This is a genomic window from Streptomyces sp. NPDC051913, assembly GCF_044593635.1.
Classification (GTDB): Bacteria; Actinomycetota; Actinomycetes; order Streptomycetales; family Streptomycetaceae; genus Streptomyces.
In genome coordinates this window covers 185,329-202,459 of the sequence record NZ_JBIUCI010000015.1, presented here as the reverse complement: position 1 = coordinate 202,459, position 17,131 = coordinate 185,329, and the positions used below count along the sequence as shown (strand labels likewise).

Sequence of the window (17,131 nt, the reverse complement as noted above, 5' to 3'; positions counted from 1 at the left end):
CCTTACCGGAACCCCCACCCACGAAGACCCAGCTCCCGGCGGGACCCAAGCCCGCGGGGAGCCGGCGTCGAGGGTCGGACATGCGCCGGAGGCATGCCCGTATCACCGCTCGGTATTGTCCGGCGCCGCCCGTCGCGCCCCATGATGGCTCCCATGGACGAGCCCCTCGCCTCCTACGTCGCTTCATGGCACCCGGAGCCGGTCACGGAGACGGACGCCTTGGCGCCCGGCCCCGCCGCGGCCCTCTCCGCGCTGCTCGACCTCCCCGGGCCCGCCGCCCGCCGCGGCGAGCCGCTTCCGCCCCTGTGGCAGTGGCTGTACTTCCTCCAGTGGGCGCCCCAGCGGGCCCTCGGCGCCGACGGCCATCTCCGCGACGCCCGCTTCCTGCCGCCGCTGCCCCACCGCCGCCGGATGTTCGCGGGCGGTCGCAGCGAGATCACCGCGCCCCTGCGTCTGGGCGAACCGGCCGAACGCCTCAGCAGCCTCGCCTCGGTCACTCCCAAGCGGGGCCGCACCGGCGAGCTGCTGTTCGTGACCGAACGTCAGGAGTTCCGGCAGAACGGCCGCCTCTGTCTGGTCGAGGAGCAGGACATCGTCTACCGCTCGGGGACGGGAACCGGCGCCGGACCTCACCACCCACTGATCCTCGACACTTCGGCCACAGCCCCGCCGGAAGGCCCCTGGCAGCTGCGCCTCCACCCCGACGAAACCCTCCTCTTCCGGTTCAGCGCGCTCACCGCCAACGCGCATCGCATCCACTACGACACCCCGTACGCCCGCGAGGTGGAGGGCTACCCGGCCCCGGTGGTCCACGGCCCGCTGCTGGCCCTCCTCATGCTGGAACTGGTGCGCGTCAACGCCCCTGACAGAGTGGTGCGTTCACTGTCGTACCGGCTCCACCGCCCGGCGTTCCTCGCCGAACACCTCCTCGTCGACGGCGTCTTCGGCGACCCGCGCGCCGCCCTGCGCGTCGCCACCCGCCGCGAACCCCGGCACGCCACGGCCGAGGTGCTTCTCACTTGAGCCTGCCCTGCCCTGCTCGGCGCGGTGCGTTCAGGCCCGGCAGCGCAGCATCACCAGCGGCGGGTGAGCGAGCAGGTCGGCCCAGAACTCCTCGCCGAACTCGCGGACGCCCGCCTCGGACACGCTCAGCGGCACCCACTCCAGCTCACCGAACCCGGCCGCCCGCAGCGAGGCCTCGTACACCTCGCGGCGCGGAACCGTGCCGAGGATGCTGATCGGCTGCGGTTCGAGGAGGGCGGTGACCCGGCATCGCGGACCGGCTTCCACCTCCTCCCCGGTGGGCTCGCAGCGGAAGCCGTACTTGTCGAGGGACGCGCAGTCGAACCGGTAGTCGGGCCGCTGGCAGAGCACGAAGAACTCACCGCCCGGCACCAGGCCGCGGTGGACGTTGCGGCACATACGCTCCAACTCCGCGATGTCCTCGGCATAGTTGAGGCACTGCACACCGAGGGCGATGTCGAAGCGCCGGTCGAGGGGACGCAGTTCGGCCACGTCCCCGACCTCGTAGCGCACGCCGAGCGGTTCGGCGCGCTCGATGTCCCGAGCCACGGCGATCATCTCGTCCGAGATGTCGACCCCGAGGACGTCGGTGGCGCCGCGCCGCTTGAACTCCCGGCTGTAGAAGCCGGTTCCGCACGCCAGGTCCAGCACCGACCTGCCCCGCACGTCTCCGACCAGTCCCAGAAGGCTGGGCACTTCGCCGAACCGGATCATCGGCAGGGCCTTGAACCCCTCGAACGCCTCGCCGATCGCGTCGTACTGCTGCACGCTCATGCGTCTCCCCGTTCCGTCGCGCTTCCTCTGTACGCGGCAGCGAGTCTGCCCCCGTCCCGTCCGGCGTCCGTACTGGCAGATGGCACGAAGAAGGCGGGCGGCGATGCTCGTATCGCCCAACGCGTCCGGGAACAGACCTCGGTCCGCGAACCGTTGAAGGCGAGGTCCTGTCCCGACTCCGAGGCGCGGTGATCAAGCGATGCAGGCGGTACGTTTCCACGAGTACGGCGAGATCGACGTGCTGCGCGTCGAAGACGTGCCGCGTCCGTCGCCCGGCCCCGGCCAGGTCCTGGTCGAGGTGCGCGCGGCCGGGATCCAGCCCGGCGAGGTGATGATTCGCAGGGGCGCCCGGCACGGCCGCTGGCCGGCCGTCTTCCCCTCCGGGCAGGGCAGCGATCTGGCCGGCGTGGTGGTGGAACTCGGCCCCGAGGTACGCGGGTTCACGGTGGGCGACGAGGTACTGGGCTTCACCCACCACCGGGCGAGCCACGCGGAGTTCGTGGTGGTCGACGACGTGAACCTGGTCTCCCGGCCGCAGGGGCTGCCGTGGGAGGTGGCCGGGTCGCTGTACGTGGCCGGTACGACGGCGTACGCCACCGTGTTCGCCGTGGATCCCGTCCCCGGGGACACCGTCGTGGTGTCCGGCGCGGCGGGCGGTGTGGGGTCGCTGGCGGTGCAGTTGGCGCGGCGCCGGGGCGCCTCGGTGATCGGGCTGGCGAGCGAGCGCAACCATGCCTGGCTGAAGGAGCGCGGGATCGTGCCGGTCGCGTACGGGGAGGGCGTGGCCGACCGGGTCAGGGAGGCGTCGGGCGGTCGGGTCGACGCGTTCATCGACACGTTCGGCGACGGCTATGTGGACCTGGCCGTGGAGTTGGGCGTACGGCCCGAGCGGATCAACACGATCCGCGACTGGCAGGCCGCGGGCCGGGTCGGTGCGCGCACCTACGGCGAGGGCTCGGCGGCCTGCGCGGTCGTCCTCGGCGAACTGGCCCGGCTCGCCGCCCGTGGGGAGCTGGAGGTGACGGTCGCCCGCACCTACCCGTTGGAGCAGGTGCGGGACGCTTACCGCGAACTGGAGTTGGGGCACACCCACGGCAAGATCGTGCTGCGCCCCGGCCCTCGGTGATCAGGCCCAGGCCGTCACCGGGGTGAACGAGCTGTCCTGCCGGAACAGCGCGGTGCCGTCCGAACGCTCCACGCGCAGCTGGTAGTTGTAGTGGCGCAGGTAGTAGCCGGGGTAGTTGTACGACTCGAAGCGGATCGACCCGGTCGTCGAGCCCGTGCGGGCGATGAACGTGGCGTCCTTGGCGAAGGTCGAGGTGCCGTCGTTGGCGTCGAAGCGGCCCCGGAAGTCCCAGTGACGCAGGTAGTTTCCGGAGGAGTCACGGAACGAGTAGCCGTTGGCGTCGGCCAGACCGGCGACGACGGTGAAGGTGGAGGCCGTCTTCTCGGCGGAGGTGCTGGAGCTGGTCACCACCGGCAGGTTGAGCAGCGAGGACTGGGTCTGCCAGTAACGGGTGGTGTAGTTGGCCGACTGGAAGGAGCGCGTGACGTTCTTCGCCAGCGTGGGCCCGCCCGAGACGGTCTCCTTGATGACCGTGAAGTGCCGTGCCGTACCGGAGATCGCGGGCAGGGCCGTCGGCGCGGACCAGGTGGCGAAGGTGTCGTAGCTGTCGCTGTAGTAGTAGTTGCCGTCGCCGTAGCCGTCGAAGAACAGGCGCCAGGCGCCGTTGTCGAGCTGCACCAGCGCGGGGCCCTCGCGGTAGCTGCCCCAGCCGGCCCAGTCGCCGGTCCTGGAGATCGTGTAGGGGCCGTTCAGGGAGGTCGCGGTGGCGTACTCGATGTACTTGGTCGTCTCGTTCTTCGTGAAGGCGTGGTAGGTCGAGCCGATCTTCACGATGAAGGTGTCGATGTGGTTGGAGCCGATTCCGGACAGCGCCACCGGTGAACTCCACGCGGTGAGCGCCGAGTTGGTCGCCTTCAGCCGATACGGCGTGAAGATCCACTCGTCGCTGGTGAGCGAGCAGGACACGATGACGTTGACACTGCCGTCGCTGTCGACGAACCACTCCGGCGCCCAGGCGCGGGACAGGTTGGTGATCGGGACCGTGTAGTCGTACAGGAAGGTCCAGTTGACCCGGTCGGAGCTGCGGGCGAAGCCGATGGTGGTGCTGACGTCCTGCCAGGTGTGCGTGGTGTAGGTGATGTAGTAGTAGCCGTCGGTGTGCTTGAAGACGCTGGCGTCGCGGATCCGGTTGCTGGGCGGCGTGTAAGCGGAGGCCTGCACCAGGCGGAAGTCGAGGGCGTCGTCCGACTGGTAGACGTTCACCGTGCCGTCGTTGCTGTTGAGGAACGGCACGATCGTGTAGCGGGTGGCGGAGCCGCTCGCCGGGGCGGCGGCGTAGGCCGCGCCGGGCAGTTCACCCATCAGGACGGCCGAGGCGGGCAGGGCCGCCATGACGCGCAGCAGGGTACGACGTGACGGCATGGGGGGCTGTGTGGTCACGGGCGGCTCTCTCTCGGACAGGACGCGGCTCAGACGTCCGGCATACCGAACAAGGTTCGGGAAGTCGATCAGAAGGTAGGGGTGAGATCCGGGTGCGTCAATGGTTTGCGCACGACCTCATGAGCACGGCGAGGCGGCTGTGGCGGCCGTTCAACCGACGGACCCGGCACGGGCGTTCCGGCGAAGCGCTTTCCGACGTTACCGTGCGGTAGGCAACATCTCCGGAGGTGTCCTCTATGACGCACGACCGTTCCGCAGGCCTGGTCGAGACCGCACGTGCGCTCGCGGACGGGGCGGTCACCTCGCGGACGCTCGTCGAGCGGACCCTCGCCCGGATCGAGGCCGACCAGGGCTCGCTCAACGCCTTCCGGATCGTGCGGACCGAGGCCGCGCTCGCCGAGGCCGACGCCGCCGACAAGGAACTCGCGGCCGGGATGCGCAGGCCGCTGCTCGGGGTGCCGGTGGCCGTGAAGGACGACATGGACGTGGCGGGCGAGCCCACCGCGTTCGGCTGCCAAGGGGAGTTCCCGCCCGTCACCGAGGACGGTGAGGCCGTACGACGGCTGCGGGCCGCCGGGGCCGTGGTCGTCGGCAAGACCAACACCTGTGAGTTCGGGCAGTGGCCCTTCACCGAAGGGCCCGCTTTCGGGGCCACCCGCAATCCGTGGAGCGCGGACCACACGCCGGGCGGGTCGTCGGGCGGTTCGGCCGCCGCCGTCGCAGCCGGCCTCGTACCGGCCGCACTCGGCTCGGACGGCGCCGGATCGGTGCGCATCCCGGCCTCCTGGACCCATCTCATCGGCATCAAACCGCAGCGCGGTCGCATCTCCACCTGGCCGCGCGGCGAGTCCTTCCAGGGCATCACCGTCAACGGCACCCTGGCCCGCACCGTCGCCGACGCCGCCCTTCTGCTCGACGCGGCGAGCGGGAACCACGCCCTCGACCCGCACCGCCCGCCGTCCATGGACGCCTCCGGGGCCGCCCGCCGCGACCCCGGCCGTCTGCGCATCGCCCTCGCCCTGAAACCGCCGTTCACCGCACTGCCCGCCCGGCTGCAACCGGCGGTACGGGCAAAGGTCGTCCAACTCGCCGAGCAACTCGCCGCGTTGGGGCACACGGTCGAGGAGGCCGACCCGCCGTACGGCCAGATCGGCCTCACCTTCGTCCCGCGCGCCACCGTCGGTCTCGCCGAGCGCGTCGGCGAGGCGCCCTTCCCCGCGCTGCTCGACCGGCGCACCCGCGACGCCGCCCGCCTCGGCCGGCTGCTCGGCGGGGCTCCGCTGCGGGCCGCGCGGCGCGCGGAGGCGGTCCTGCACCGCCGGATCGGCGCCTTCTTCACCTCGTACGACGTCGTCCTCGCGCCCACCACCGCCGCGCCCCCGCCCCGCATCGGCGCGATGCTCCAGCTCAGCGGCTTCGCCACCGACCGGGCGATGATCGCCGCCTGCCCCTACGCCTGGCCGTGGAACGTGCTGGGCTGGCCCGGCGTCAACGTCCCCGCGGGATTCGTGGACGGCGGCCTGCCGGTCGGGGCGCAGTTGCTCGGTCCGGCCTACAGCGAGCCGCTTTTGATCTCCCTCGCCGCGCAGCTGGAGGCGGAGCTGCGCTGGCACGAGGCGTGGCCTCCGCCGAGGGCCGCCGCCGAATCCCCGGCGGCGTAACCGCGTTGGGCCCTTACCCTGTGACCATGGACGATGCGTCGATGGTCGGGCTCATGGGGCGGGTCACCGGAACGGTCGGGCCCGGGCTGGTCGGCGAGGTGATCGTCCGGGTGCGCGGCGGCGCGGAGCACTTCCTCGCCTATCCGGCCACCGGCAGCGACCGCATCGAGCGGGGCACGGTCGTCATGGTGGTGGAGTACCAGGCGCCGAGAACGGTCTACGTGCAGGCGGCGTACGACAGTTGAGCAGCGCTTGTCGCAGGTGAGAGCCGTTTGCGTCAAGGTTGCGACAAGAGTTCGTCAGGGTCTGTACCCGGGCTGCGCCGAGGCGCACACTCCCTTCGTTCGGTGCCGAAAGGGCACCATGCAAAGGGGGCGAATGCCGATGGTCATCGGCGTCGTTGCGGGGATCGCGGTAGGTGCCGTCCTCGTTCTGATCGGTGTGTTCAAGATGATGTGGCGGGTCGCCGAGCCCAACGAGGCGCTCATCATCTCGGGTTCCAAGCACAAGACCGAGGGCCTCGAGGAGGGCATGGGATTCCGGATCGTCACGGGGCGCGGCACGCTGGTGCTGCCCGGCGTGCAGGCGGTGCGCAAGCTGTCCCTCGACCTCAACGAGACCGAGCTGCACGTGGACTGCGTGACCCATCAGGGCATTCCGCTGAAGGTGCGGGGCGTGGTGATCTTCAAGGTGGGCGACGACTTCGTGTCGATCGCCAACGCGGGGCGCCGCTTCCTCGACCAGCAGAAGCTGATGTCGGAGCGGGTGCACAACGTCTTCGCCGGTCATCTGCGGTCCATCGTGGGCGGGCTGACGGTCGAGGACATGATCCGCGACCGGGAGAAGCTGACCGGGCAGACCCGGGCCGCGTGCGGCACGGAGATGGAGAAGCTCGGTCTGATCGTGGACTCGCTCCAGATCCATGAGATCGAGGACCCGACCGGGTACATCCAGAACCTCGCCATGCCGCACGCCGCGGCCGTCCAGCGGGACGCGCGGATCGCGCAGGCCGAGGCGAACCGGCTGGCCACCGAGGCCGAGCAGCAGTCGTTCGCGCGGATGGCGGAGGCCACCCGGGACAGCGAGATCCTCCAGGCCGGCTACCAGGCGGAGCGCGACAAGGCCGCCGCCAAGGCCCAGCAGGCGGGACCGCTCGCGGACGCCGCGGCCCGGCAGGAGGTCGTCGTGCAGATGACCCGGGTCGCCGAACTGGAGGCGCAGCGGACCGAGCAGCAGCTCCAGGCGGACGTGCGCAAGCCCGCGGACGCGAGGGCGTACGAGAAGCGCACGCTGGCCGAGGCCGAGCGCGACGCGCGGATCTCCGCCGCCCAGGCCAAGGCGAAGGAGACCGAGTTGGCCGCCGCGGCCGAGGCCACCCGGGTCAAGGCGGCCGCGGGCGCCGAGGCCGAGGCGACCAAGGCACGCGGTACGGCGACGGCCGCGTCCACCCGTGCCACCGGTGAGGCCGAGGCCGCCGCGGCCCAGGCCAAGGGCCTTGCCCAGGCCGAGGCGACGAGGGCCAAGGGGCTCGCGGAGGCGGAGGCCATCAAGGCGCGGGCCGCCGCCCTCGCCGAGAACCAGGAGGCCGTGGTCGCCCAGCAACTCGCCGAGAACTGGCCGGAGATCGTGCAGGCGGGCGCGTCCGCGTTCGGGAACGTCGACAACATGGTGGTGCTCAACGGGGCCGACGGCATGGCGGACATGTTCGCCAAGGCGCTCACCATGGGGGGCACGGGCCTCGGTCTGGCCCGCCAGTTGCTCGCGTCCATGAACCAGAACGGGCAGGCACCGGCCGGTGCTTCGGCCCTCAACGGGGTGGCGCCGCAGCCGCCGGCGCAGAAGGTGCCCGTGCAGGAGAGCTAGCCGACAGCGCGCACGGGGGTACCCCTTAGGGTGCCCCCGTGACTGCGTTTACCGATGAGAACGTCCCCGGCCGCTTCGGCGCCACCGCCACCACCGAGGCCGACCCCCGCGAGGTGGGCCGGGTGCGCACCGAGTACGCGCCCGCGCACGACGGCGACCCGGACCCCGGGGAGATCGTGTGGACCTGGGTGCCCTTCGAGGAGAACGACGGGCGGGGCAAGGACCGGCCCGTGCTGGTGGTGGCCAGGGAGGCGGCTGGGACCGTCCTCGCCGTGCAGCTGTCCAGCAAGCGGCACGACGGCGACCGCGAGTGGGTGCCGATCGGCAGCGGCCCCTGGGACAGGTCGGGCCGCGATTCCTGGGTGGACGTGGACCGCGTCCTGCGGCTGCACGACGACGGCATGCGCCGGGAGGCGTGCGCGCTGGACCGCGGCCGGTTCAACCTGGTCAGGCAGCGGCTGCACGAGCGCTACGGCTGGACCTGAAAGGTCTTCTCGAAGGCCGCCCGCACCACATGACCCGGCGTGCGGTCAAGGATCCCGAACACCACGTGCTCGAAGGCCGTCGCGAACTTCCCGCCGGGCCGCAACAGCGCGTGGAAGGCCCCCGCCACCTGTGCCGGGTCGTTCTGGAAGACCCCGCACCCCCACGCCCCGAGCACCAGCTGCCGGTACCCCTCGACCGCCGCGACCTCCAGCACCCGCTCGGCGCGGACGGCCAGGGCCCGCGGCAGGTCGCCGGCCCGCTCCGGTGCCGTACGCCGGACGACGCCCGCGTTGGGCGCGGCGGCGGTGAGGAAGCCGCAGAGGTACGGCTCGTCCAGGAGCCGGCCGCGGTCGTCGCGGAAGACGGGCACGGCCGGTGAGTGGATGACACGGTCCGTGTAGAACGGGTCGCGATGGGCCCGGTGGTGGTCGTAGAAGTCCCGGGTCTCCCGCACGCACGCGTACAGCGCGGAGGCCCGGCACAGCGCCTCTTCCTGGGCCTGAGCGCCGTTGAGGTAGCCGCCGCCGGGGTTGCGGGCCGAGGCGAAGTTCAGGACGGCCGGGGTACCGGCGAGCCGGCGCGCGGCCTCCAGGCTGCTCTCGCCGGTGACCTCGACGGACAGCTTGGCCGGTGTCCAGGACGGCACGGCCACCGGTTGCGGCCCGTACATCCGCGTACCGGCCCGGGCGGCCTCGGTCCGCGCCCCGAGGGACACCTCGCGGCCGTCGGGGAGGCGGTAGGAACCGGCCTCGACGATCTGTTCCGTCTGCTGGGCGATCCCGCGCAGGCGCGCGCTCATGGCGCCACCCCCGTGGGCGCCACGCTCGCGCGCCGTGCGCGCTCCCCCGTCGTGCTCATGCAGGCATCCTGGGCGATGCTGGTCCCACGGTGCAACGGAGTTTCCCGGCGTCGAGAACACCCAGGAAACGCGCAGGAAACGGAGATCGTCAGCCCCGATTGCGGCAATGTGCACCCTTGTGCGAATCGCTTCGAGGGTTTTGGGTGGGACGAGCGATGCCGGTCCGGCCAACATCATCCGGGCCGGCGGCATGGTGGAATCTCAGGAGGATCCCGACATGTCCGATTCGGTTACCGACTGTAGCGACTGTACGGAGCCCCGCACCGCTCTGTCCGCCGCCGAGGTGGAGGCCCTGGTCAGGGGCATCTGCTTCAAGACCGGACCGCCCCGCACCGTCGGGGTAGAGGTGGAATGGCTCGTCCATGAGCTGCGGACACCGCAGCTCCCCGTCACACCCGAACGACTCGAAGCGGCCTACGCCGCACTGCGGACCGTGCCCCTGAGCTCGGCGCTCACCGTCGAGCCCGGCGGCCAGCTGGAACTCAGCTCGCCGCCCGCCGCCTCCCTGATGGAGTGCGTCGGCACCGTCTCCGCCGACCTCGACGCCGTCCGTACGGCGCTCGCCGGGCACGGTCTCGGCCTCGTCGGCGTCGGCCACGACCCCTGGCACTCACCCCGCAGATATCTCCACGAACCCCGCTACGACGCCATGGAGGCGTGCCTCGACCGCACCGGCCCGGCCGGCCGCGCGATGATGTGCACCTCCGCGTCCGTACAGGTCTGCCTGGACGCCGGCCACGAGGAACCGGGCCCGCTCGGGCACGGCCGGCGCTGGTGGCTGGCGCATCAGCTGGGCGCGGTCCTGGTCGCCGCGTTCGCCAACTCCCCGCTGGTCGGCCGGGAGCCCACCGGCTGGCTCTCCACCCGGCAGCTGCTGTGGATGGAGATCGGCGCGGGCCGCGCGGGCGCTCCCCCGCTGGAGGGCGATCCCCGGGCCGCCTGGGCGCGGCATGTGCTCGACGCACCGGTGATGTGCATACGGCAGGACGGCCGGGCCTGGGACGTCCCGGACGGCATGACCTTCCGCGACTGGACCCGCTCCGGCGTGCCGAGGCCGCCGACCCGCGAGGATCTCGACTACCACCTCACCACCCTCTTCCCGCCGATCCGACCGCGCGGCCACATCGAGCTGCGCATGATGGACGCCCAGCCCGGCGAGGACGGCTGGATCGTGCCGCTCGCGGTGACGACGGCGCTGTTCGACGACCCGGAGGCGGCCGAGACCGCCTACCGCGCGGTGAAGCCGCTGGCGGAGCGGTCGCAGGGGCTGCCGGCCCCGCACAACCCGCTGTGGCTGGACGCGGCGCGCACCGGCCTCGCCGACCCGGAACTGCACGACGTGGCCGTCCAGTGCTTCACGGCCGCCGTCGACGCCCTGCCGAGGCTCGGCGCGACCGACGAGGTCCGGGACGCGGTCGCCGCGTATCTGGACCGCTACGTCCGCCAGGGCCGCTGCCCCGCCGACGACCTGCTGGACCGGCTGCACGGGAAGGACCTCCGCACATGACCGACGACGCCGAGACGCTCCGCGTACGGGCGCTGACCACCCTCACCACGGCCCGCGACCGCACGACGCTGCTGACCAGCTGCGTCGACGATCCCGACCTCACCGCCCAGCACTCGCCGCTGATGTCCCCGCTGGTGTGGGACCTCGCCCACATCGGCAACCAGGAGGAGCTGTGGCTGCTGCGGGGGGTCGCGGGCCGGGAGGCGATGCGCCCGGAGATCGACGGCCTGTACGACGCCTTCGAGCACCCGCGCGCGGAACGGCCGAAGCTGCCGCTGCTGCCGCCCACCGAGGCCCGGCGGTACGCGGCGGAGGTGCGTGGCAGGGTCCTCGACCTGCTGGAGTCGACCGCCTTCCACGGCACCCGGCTCACCGAGGCCGGTTTCGCCTTCGGGATGATCGCCCAGCACGAACAGCAGCACGACGAGACGATGCTGATCACGCATCAGCTCCGCACCGGCCCGCAGGCTCTCACCGCGCCCGACCCGAAGCCGGCGCCCCTGTACACCGGCCCGGCCGAGGTCCTCGTCCCCGGCGGCCCGTTCATGATGGGCACCTCCGACGAGCCATGGGCGCTGGACAACGAACGCCCCGCGCACCGGCGCGAGGTGGCGCCGTACTGGATCGACACCGCTCCGGTCACCAACGAGGCGTACCAGGAGTTCATCGAGGACGGCGGCTACCGGCTCGACAAGTGGTGGTCACCGGCCGGCTGGGCGCACATTCGGGAGCACGGCATCGAGGCCCCGCTGTTCTGGCGCCGGGACGGCGACCAGTGGCTGCGCCGCAGGTTCGGCGTCACCGAGGTCGTCCCGCCCGACGAGCCGGTGGTGCACGTGAGTTGGTACGAGGCCGACGCGTACGCCCGCTGGGCCGGGCGGCGGCTGCCCACGGAGGCCGAGTGGGAGAAGGCGGCCCGCCACGACCCCACCAGTGACCGCTCGATGCGCTACCCGTGGGGCGACGCCGACCCCGCGCCCGAGCACGCCAACCTCGGCCAGCGGCATCTGCGCCCGGCCCCGGCGGGCAGCTACCCGGAGGGCGAGTCCCCGCTGGGTGTGCGCCAGTTGATCGGCGACGTGTGGGAGTGGACGGCGAGCGACTTCCTGCCGTACCCGGGATTCCAGGCGTTCCCGTACAAGGAGTACTCCGAGGTGTTCTTCGGCCCCGAGTACAAGGTGCTGCGCGGCGGTTCGTTCGCCGTGGACGCGGTGGCCTGCCGGGGGACGTTCCGCAACTGGGACTACCCGATCCGGCGGCAGATCTTCTCCGGCTTCCGCACCGCCCGGTCCGCGGAGGGCGTCTGATGTGCCGTCACCTGGCCTATCTGGGACCCGAGGAGCCGCTCGGCGGCCTCCTGGTGGCGCCCCCGCACAGTCTGTACCGGCAGTCGTGGGCGCCCCGGCGCCAGCGGCACGGCACCGTCAACGCAGATGGTTTCGGGGTCGGTTGGTACGCGCCGGGCGACCCGGTGCCGGCCCGCTACCGCCGGGCGGGCCCGATCTGGGCGGACCAGTCCTTCGCCGACCTGGCGAGGGTGGTCCGCACCGGCGCCCTCCTCGCCGCCGTCCGGGACGCGACCCTGTCCGGCGCCGACGCCGAGGCCGCGGCGGCGCCCTTCGCGAGCGGGCCGTGGCTGTTCAGCCACAACGGCGCCGTCAAGGGCTGGCCCCGCTCCCTGGCCCCGTTGACGCAGACCCTCCCGGCAGCGGACCTGCTGGCGATGGAGGCCCGCAACGACTCGGCGTTCGTGTGGGCGCTGGTCCTCGCCCGGCTCCGGGCGGGCGACGAGGAGGGACAGGCGCTGGCCGAGACGGTCCTGGAGGTCGCCGCGGCAGCCCCCGGGTCCCGCCTGAACCTCCTCCTCACCAACGGCGAGTCCGTCGTCGCGACCACCTGGGGCGACACCCTCTGGTATCTGGCCGGCCCCGGCCGCGGCACCGTGGTCGCCTCCGAGCCCTACGACGACGATCCGCACTGGCAGGAGGTCCCCGACCGCACGCTGCTCGCGGCCGGCGGCACGGACGTGCTGCTGACGCCGCTCAAGGAGCCCTCCGTGGAATCGCTGAAGGAGCCCCGTACGTGAGCCCGTTCCGCCTGACCCGCACCCTGCCCGAGGACGCCACCGAGGCCGCCCTGCGCGCCGACGTCCTGAACGGCCTGACCCGCACCCCGAAGACGCTCCCGCCGAAGTGGTTCTACGACGCCCATGGCAGCGAACTCTTCGACCGGATCACCGAGTTGCCGGAGTACTACCCGACCCGCGCGGAACGGGAGATCCTCGTCGCCCGCGCCGCCGAGATCGCGGCGGCGACCGAGGCCCGCACCCTCGTCGAACTGGGCTCCGGCTCCTCGGAGAAGACGCGGTACCTCATCGACGCCCTCACGGGGCTGCACACGTACGTCCCGGTCGACGTCAGCGAGAGCGCGCTCGCCCAGGCCGGTCAGGCCCTCGTCGCCGAGCGGCCGTCGCTGAGCGTGCACGCGCTCATCGCCGACTTCACGGCCGAGCTGGCCCTGCCCGAGACGCCGGGCCCCCGCCTGGTCGCCTTCCTCGGCGGCACGATCGGCAACCTGCTGCCGGCCGAGCGGAAGGTGTTCCTGGCCTCGGTCCGCGCCCTGCTCTCCCCCGGCGACGCCCTGCTGCTCGGCACGGATCTCGTCAAGGACGAGAAGGTGCTGGTCAGGGCGTACGACGACGCGGCGGGCGTGACGGCCGCGTTCAACAAGAACGTCCTCACGGTCGTCGACCGGGAGCTGGACGCCGACTTCGATCCGGCCGCCTTCGACCATGTGGCGCTGTGGGACGCGCAGAACGAGTGGATCGAGATGCGGCTGCGCTCCCGTGCCGCGCAGTCCGTGAAGATTCCCGCCCTGGACCTCGCCGTCGACTTCGCGGCGGGCGAGGAACTGCACACGGAGATCTCGGCGAAGTTCCGGAGGGAGGGAGTGCGGTCCGAACTGGCCGCCGCGGGACTGGAGTTGTCCCACTGGTGGACGGACGACGAGGGTCGCTTCGCGTTGTCGCTGAGCCGGGTGCGATGACGGACGGCTCGCGCTCGGCCGTCGCCTGGGGCACGGTGGATCCATGACGAATCACACCTATCGGGTGACCGAGATCGTCGGCACCTCGCCCGACGGCGTCGACCAGGCGATCAACAACGGCATCAGCCGCGCCTCCCAGACCCTCCGCAACCTCGACTGGTTCGAGGTGACACAGGTACGGGGCCAGATCGAGAACGGTCAGGTCGCGCACTGGCAAGTGGGCCTGAAGGTCGGCTTCCGCCTGGAGGACTCGGACTGACCGTCCGCCCCAGGACAGGCTCTAGGTCCGCCCCTCCCGCTCCTGCGCGTTCTCCAGCGCGGCGGAGGGGGCGGTCCAGCGCGCCCGCACCACTGTGAAACCGGCCCGTTCGGCGTCCTCGCAGACGAGTTCGTCGTCGTCCACAAGCACCCTGATCTCCCGGGTGCGCTCAAGACGGCGCAGGATCTCCAGCTTGGTGCGCCGGGCGGGCCTGCGGTCGTTGTCGCGCCTCATGTGGATCCGCCCCGCGGGCAGCCCCTGGGCGGCGATCCAGTCCAGCGTGTCCTGCCGGCAGCGCTCGGGCCGACCGGTGAGGTAGACGACCTCGCACTCCTCCGCGTGCTCCAGGACCAGCGCGATGCCCTGCGGGAGGGGCGGGTCCGCGGGGGCGGCGGCGAAGAAGCCGTCCCAGTCCCGCGGCTTGCGCTCCAGGAAGTGCTGCCGGTGGGCGGTGTCCGCGAGGGTGTTGTCGAGGTCGAACACGGCCAGGGGGCGCTCGCTGCTGTCGGTCACACGGCCCACCTTAGGACCCGGCAACCTTCCGGCGCCGTGCGGCCACTTCTCTGCGGCAGGGCAGGCAGCGGAGGCGGGACGGCTTCTTCGCCGCCGCCCCCGGTGACACCATCGCCGTGCGCGGCGGCACCTACGCCCTCACCGACAACATCACGATCACTCCTCATTGCTAATGGGATCCATTTTCATATAGCGTCCTCGGTACTCGCCGTCCCACCGAGGAGGTCCCTGTCATGGCTGTCCCCAAGCGGAAGATGTCCCGCAGCAACACCCGCCACCGCCGCGCCCAGTGGAAGGCGCTCACCCCGTCGCTGGTGCCCGTCACGATCGACGGCGTGCGTCACCTCGTACCGCAGAACCTCGTCCGGGCGTACGAGCGCGGCCTGCTGCGTCCCGAGGGCTGAGCGCCTCATGCCCCCGCACGACCGGCTGCCGGTCACCGTCCTGTCCGGGTTCCTCGGGGCCGGCAAGACCACGCTCCTCAACCATGTGCTGGCCAACCGCGAGGGCCTGCGGGTCGCCGTGATCGTCAACGACATGAGTGAGGTCAACATCGACGCCGCGCTGGTGCGGGGCGGCGAGGCCGCGCTGTCGCGGACCGAGGAACGCCTGGTCGAGATGACCAACGGCTGCATCTGCTGCACCCTGCGCGACGACCTGCTCGACGAGGTGGACCGGCTGGCCCGGGAGGGCCGGTTCGACCACCTCCTCATCGAGAGCTCGGGGATCTCGGAACCGCTGCCGGTGGCGGCCACGTTCTCCTTCGCGCGCGACGACGGCGCCACCCTCGGGGACGTCGCCCTCCTCGACACCATGGTCACCGTCGTCGACGCCGCCAACTTCCTGTCCGAGCTGGACCGCGGCGACGAGCTCGCCGCGCGCGGCCTCGCCCCGTTCGAGGACGACGAGCGCACGGTCAGCGATCTGCTCGTGGACCAGATCGAGTTCGCGGACGTCCTGGTCCTCAACAAGCTCGACCTGGTCGACACGGACGCCGCGGCCCGGCTCCGCGCGGCCCTGCACCACCTCAACCCGGTCGCCCGGATCGTCGAGGCCCGGCACGCGCGGGTCCCCCTGAGCCACGTCCTGGGCACAGGCCTGTTCGACCTGGACCGCGCGCAGCAGGCGCCGGGCTGGGTGCGGGAGCTGAACGGCGACCATGTCCCCGAGACCGAGGAGTACGGCGTGTCCTCCACCGTCTTCCGCTCCGAACTCCCCTTCCACCCGGGCCGGTTGTGGACGTTCGTGACGGACGGCCTGGACAGCGGCGCCTATGGCCGCGTCCTGCGCTCGAAGGGCTTCTTCACCCTCGCCACCCGCCCACTGGTGACGGGCCTGTGGTCCCAGGCCGGTTCGGTGGCCCGCTTCGAGCCGTCGGCCGCGCGGGACGACGAGGCGCCGTACGCACAGGAACTGGTCTTCATCGGCACGCGGTTGGAGCGGGAGCGACTGCGCGAGGCGCTCGCGGCCTGTCTGCTGACGCCGGGCGAGAGCGCCCCGTCCGAGGACCCCTTCCCGGCCTGGGACACCTATGGCATCGGCGACACCTGCGACCATGAGGAACACGCCGTGGCCGGACACTGACGCCGGGCGACGCCGGGAATACGGGACCGCGCCCGGCGTTGCACTCCGTGTGAGTTCCGTGATCGCCGCCACCCGCTTCTCCGTGCTCGACCGCTCCCGCACCCGGGAGGGGCACTCGAACGCGGCGGCGCTGCGCGACACCGTGCGGTTCGCGCGGCAGGCGGAGGAGCTGGGCTATCACCGGTTCTGGGTCTCGGAACACCATGGCGTGCCCGGCGTCGCCGGTTCCGCGCCGACGGTACTGGCGGCGGCCGTGGCGGGGGCGACGCGGCGCATCCGGGTCGGCACGGGCGGGGTGATGCTGCCCAACCACCGGCCGCTGGTAGTGGCCGAGCAGTTCGGCGTCCTGGAGTCCCTCTTCCCGGGCCGCATCGACATGGGCCTGGGCCGTTCGGTCGGCTTCACCGACGGTGTCCGCAGGGCGCTGGGCCGTGACAAGGACGACGCCGACGACTTCGCCGCCCAACTCGACGAGCTGCTGGGGTGGTTCGCCGGTACGTCCCCCACGGGGGTGCACGCCCGCCCCGCCGAGGGCCTCACCGTCCCGCCCTTCGTCCTCGCGATGGGCGAGGGCGCCGGCATCGCCGCCCGCGCGGGCCTGCCGATGGTCATCGGCGACCTCAGGAACCGGGAGAAGATGCAGCGCGGCATCGACGACTACCGCACCCACTTCCGGCCCTCCCCCTGGGCGAGCGAACCGTACGTCGTCGTCTCCGGCACGATCGCGGTGGCCGCCACCCCCGAGGAGGCCCGCCGCATCCTGGTCCCCGAGGCCTGGTCGATGGCCCACTCCCGCACCCACGGCACCTTCCCGCCCCTGCCACCGGCCGACCGGGTGGAGACGCTTCCCCTCTCCCCCAGGGAACGGGCCTTCTACGACTCCGGCCTCACCGGCCACCTGGCCGGCACCGAGGAGCAGGTCGCCGACGAGCTGGAGACACTGCTCAAGCAGACCGAGGCCCAGGAGGTCCTGGTCACCACCAGCACCTACGACCGTGACGCGCTGCTGGACTCCTACCGACGGCTGGCCGCGATCGTCTCCGACTAGAGT

General features: G+C 72.0%; 18 protein-coding genes. 14 read left to right on the top strand and 4 right to left on the bottom strand.

The features are described 5' to 3' along the window. The first annotated feature begins 153 nt into the window (after positions 1 to 153). Complete coding sequence (locus tag ACIHIX_RS36135; protein ID WP_399963807.1) at positions 154 to 1,023, top strand: hypothetical protein; 870 nt, start codon at positions 154 to 156, stop codon at positions 1,021 to 1,023. A 30-nt stretch (positions 1,024 to 1,053) separates the two neighbouring features. Here the strand turns inward: ACIHIX_RS36135 and ACIHIX_RS36130 are convergent, their stop codons facing one another. Then, positions 1,054 to 1,797: a class I SAM-dependent methyltransferase gene (locus ACIHIX_RS36130; RefSeq protein WP_399963805.1), complete on the bottom strand. Its 744-nt coding sequence runs from the start codon at positions 1,795 to 1,797 to the stop codon at positions 1,054 to 1,056. A 199-nt stretch (positions 1,798 to 1,996) separates the two neighbouring features. Between ACIHIX_RS36130 and ACIHIX_RS36125 the strand changes: the two genes are divergently transcribed. After that, positions 1,997 to 2,923, top strand: coding sequence for an NADP-dependent oxidoreductase (locus ACIHIX_RS36125; protein WP_399963803.1), 927 nt, complete (start codon positions 1,997 to 1,999; stop codon positions 2,921 to 2,923). On the opposite strand, the gene ACIHIX_RS36120 is transcribed toward ACIHIX_RS36125, so the two are convergent. Beyond that, positions 2,924 to 4,285, bottom strand: coding sequence for a glycoside hydrolase family 43 protein (locus tag ACIHIX_RS36120; protein ID WP_399963801.1), 1,362 nt, complete (start codon positions 4,283 to 4,285; stop codon positions 2,924 to 2,926). A 254-nt stretch (positions 4,286 to 4,539) separates the two neighbouring features. Between ACIHIX_RS36120 and ACIHIX_RS36115 the strand changes: the two genes are divergently transcribed. From ACIHIX_RS36115 to ACIHIX_RS36100, 4 genes are all read left to right on the top strand, one after another. Next, positions 4,540 to 5,964 carry an amidase gene (locus ACIHIX_RS36115; protein WP_399963798.1) on the top strand — a complete coding sequence of 475 codons (1,425 nt, stop codon included), beginning with the start codon at positions 4,540 to 4,542 and terminating at the stop codon, positions 5,962 to 5,964. A 26-nt stretch (positions 5,965 to 5,990) separates the two neighbouring features. Next, complete coding sequence (locus ACIHIX_RS36110) at positions 5,991 to 6,209, top strand: hypothetical protein (protein ID WP_258314481.1); 219 nt, start codon at positions 5,991 to 5,993, stop codon at positions 6,207 to 6,209. A gap of 133 nt (positions 6,210 to 6,342) precedes the next feature. Next, positions 6,343 to 7,827: a flotillin family protein gene (locus ACIHIX_RS36105; protein ID WP_399963797.1), complete on the top strand. Its 1,485-nt coding sequence runs from the start codon at positions 6,343 to 6,345 to the stop codon at positions 7,825 to 7,827. Positions 7,828 to 7,865: 38 nt separating this feature from the next. Beyond that, positions 7,866 to 8,312 carry a type II toxin-antitoxin system PemK/MazF family toxin gene (locus ACIHIX_RS36100; protein WP_399963796.1) on the top strand — a complete coding sequence of 149 codons (447 nt, stop codon included), beginning with the start codon at positions 7,866 to 7,868 and terminating at the stop codon, positions 8,310 to 8,312. Here ACIHIX_RS36100 and ACIHIX_RS36095 read toward each other — a convergent pair. Beyond that, the gene (locus tag ACIHIX_RS36095; RefSeq protein ID WP_399963795.1) at positions 8,297 to 9,112 is read right to left on the bottom strand and encodes a TIGR02452 family protein; all 816 of its coding nucleotides are present in this window, start codon (positions 9,110 to 9,112) and stop codon (positions 8,297 to 8,299) included. The two genes, ACIHIX_RS36100 and ACIHIX_RS36095, sit on opposite strands and share 16 nt — an antisense overlap. Positions 9,113 to 9,389: 277 nt before the next feature. Here ACIHIX_RS36095 and egtA point away from each other — a divergent pair, with 277 nt between their 5' ends. The 5 genes from egtA to ACIHIX_RS36070 are packed head-to-tail and all read left to right on the top strand — an operon-like array spanning position 9,390 to position 13,983. Then, positions 9,390 to 10,679 carry an ergothioneine biosynthesis glutamate--cysteine ligase EgtA gene (gene egtA / locus ACIHIX_RS36090; protein WP_399963794.1) on the top strand — a complete coding sequence of 430 codons (1,290 nt, stop codon included), beginning with the start codon at positions 9,390 to 9,392 and terminating at the stop codon, positions 10,677 to 10,679. After that, on the top strand, positions 10,676 to 11,986 hold the full coding sequence (gene egtB, locus ACIHIX_RS36085) for an ergothioneine biosynthesis protein EgtB (RefSeq protein WP_399963793.1): 1,311 nt from the start codon (positions 10,676 to 10,678) through the stop codon (positions 11,984 to 11,986). Before egtA ends, egtB begins: the two co-directional genes overlap by 4 nt. After that, positions 11,986 to 12,765 (top strand): ergothioneine biosynthesis protein EgtC, encoded by a 780-nt coding sequence (egtC, locus tag ACIHIX_RS36080; RefSeq protein ID WP_399963791.1) that lies wholly within the window; start codon positions 11,986 to 11,988, stop codon positions 12,763 to 12,765. The genes egtB and egtC overlap by 1 nt, the downstream gene beginning before the upstream one ends. Continuing rightward, positions 12,762 to 13,724 carry an L-histidine N(alpha)-methyltransferase gene (gene egtD, locus ACIHIX_RS36075; protein ID WP_399963790.1) on the top strand — a complete coding sequence of 321 codons (963 nt, stop codon included), beginning with the start codon at positions 12,762 to 12,764 and terminating at the stop codon, positions 13,722 to 13,724. The genes egtC and egtD overlap by 4 nt, the downstream gene beginning before the upstream one ends. Positions 13,725 to 13,767: 43 nt before the next feature. Continuing rightward, positions 13,768 to 13,983 (top strand): dodecin, encoded by a 216-nt coding sequence (locus ACIHIX_RS36070; RefSeq protein ID WP_399963789.1) that lies wholly within the window; start codon positions 13,768 to 13,770, stop codon positions 13,981 to 13,983. 21 nt (positions 13,984 to 14,004) lie between these two features. On the opposite strand, the gene ACIHIX_RS36065 is transcribed toward ACIHIX_RS36070, so the two are convergent. Beyond that, entirely contained in the window at positions 14,005 to 14,496 is a 492-nt protein-coding gene (locus ACIHIX_RS36065; RefSeq protein ID WP_399963788.1) for a hypothetical protein, read from the bottom strand. A gap of 233 nt (positions 14,497 to 14,729) precedes the next feature. On the opposite strand from ACIHIX_RS36065, the gene rpmF reads away from it, so the two are divergent. Genes rpmF through ACIHIX_RS36050 form a run of 3 tightly spaced genes read left to right on the top strand, consistent with a single transcriptional unit; the run spans position 14,730 to position 17,128 of the window. Further along, the gene (gene rpmF / locus ACIHIX_RS36060; protein WP_399963786.1) at positions 14,730 to 14,900 is read left to right on the top strand and encodes a 50S ribosomal protein L32; all 171 of its coding nucleotides are present in this window, start codon (positions 14,730 to 14,732) and stop codon (positions 14,898 to 14,900) included. Between the two features lie 7 nt (positions 14,901 to 14,907). Continuing rightward, on the top strand, positions 14,908 to 16,080 hold the full coding sequence (locus ACIHIX_RS36055; protein ID WP_399963784.1) for a GTP-binding protein: 1,173 nt from the start codon (positions 14,908 to 14,910) through the stop codon (positions 16,078 to 16,080). Positions 16,081 to 16,129: 49 nt separating this feature from the next. Further along, a complete protein-coding gene (locus tag ACIHIX_RS36050; protein ID WP_399963782.1) occupies positions 16,130 to 17,128 on the top strand; it encodes an LLM class flavin-dependent oxidoreductase in 999 nt (332 codons plus the stop codon). Positions 17,129 to 17,131: the final 3 nt, after the last annotated feature.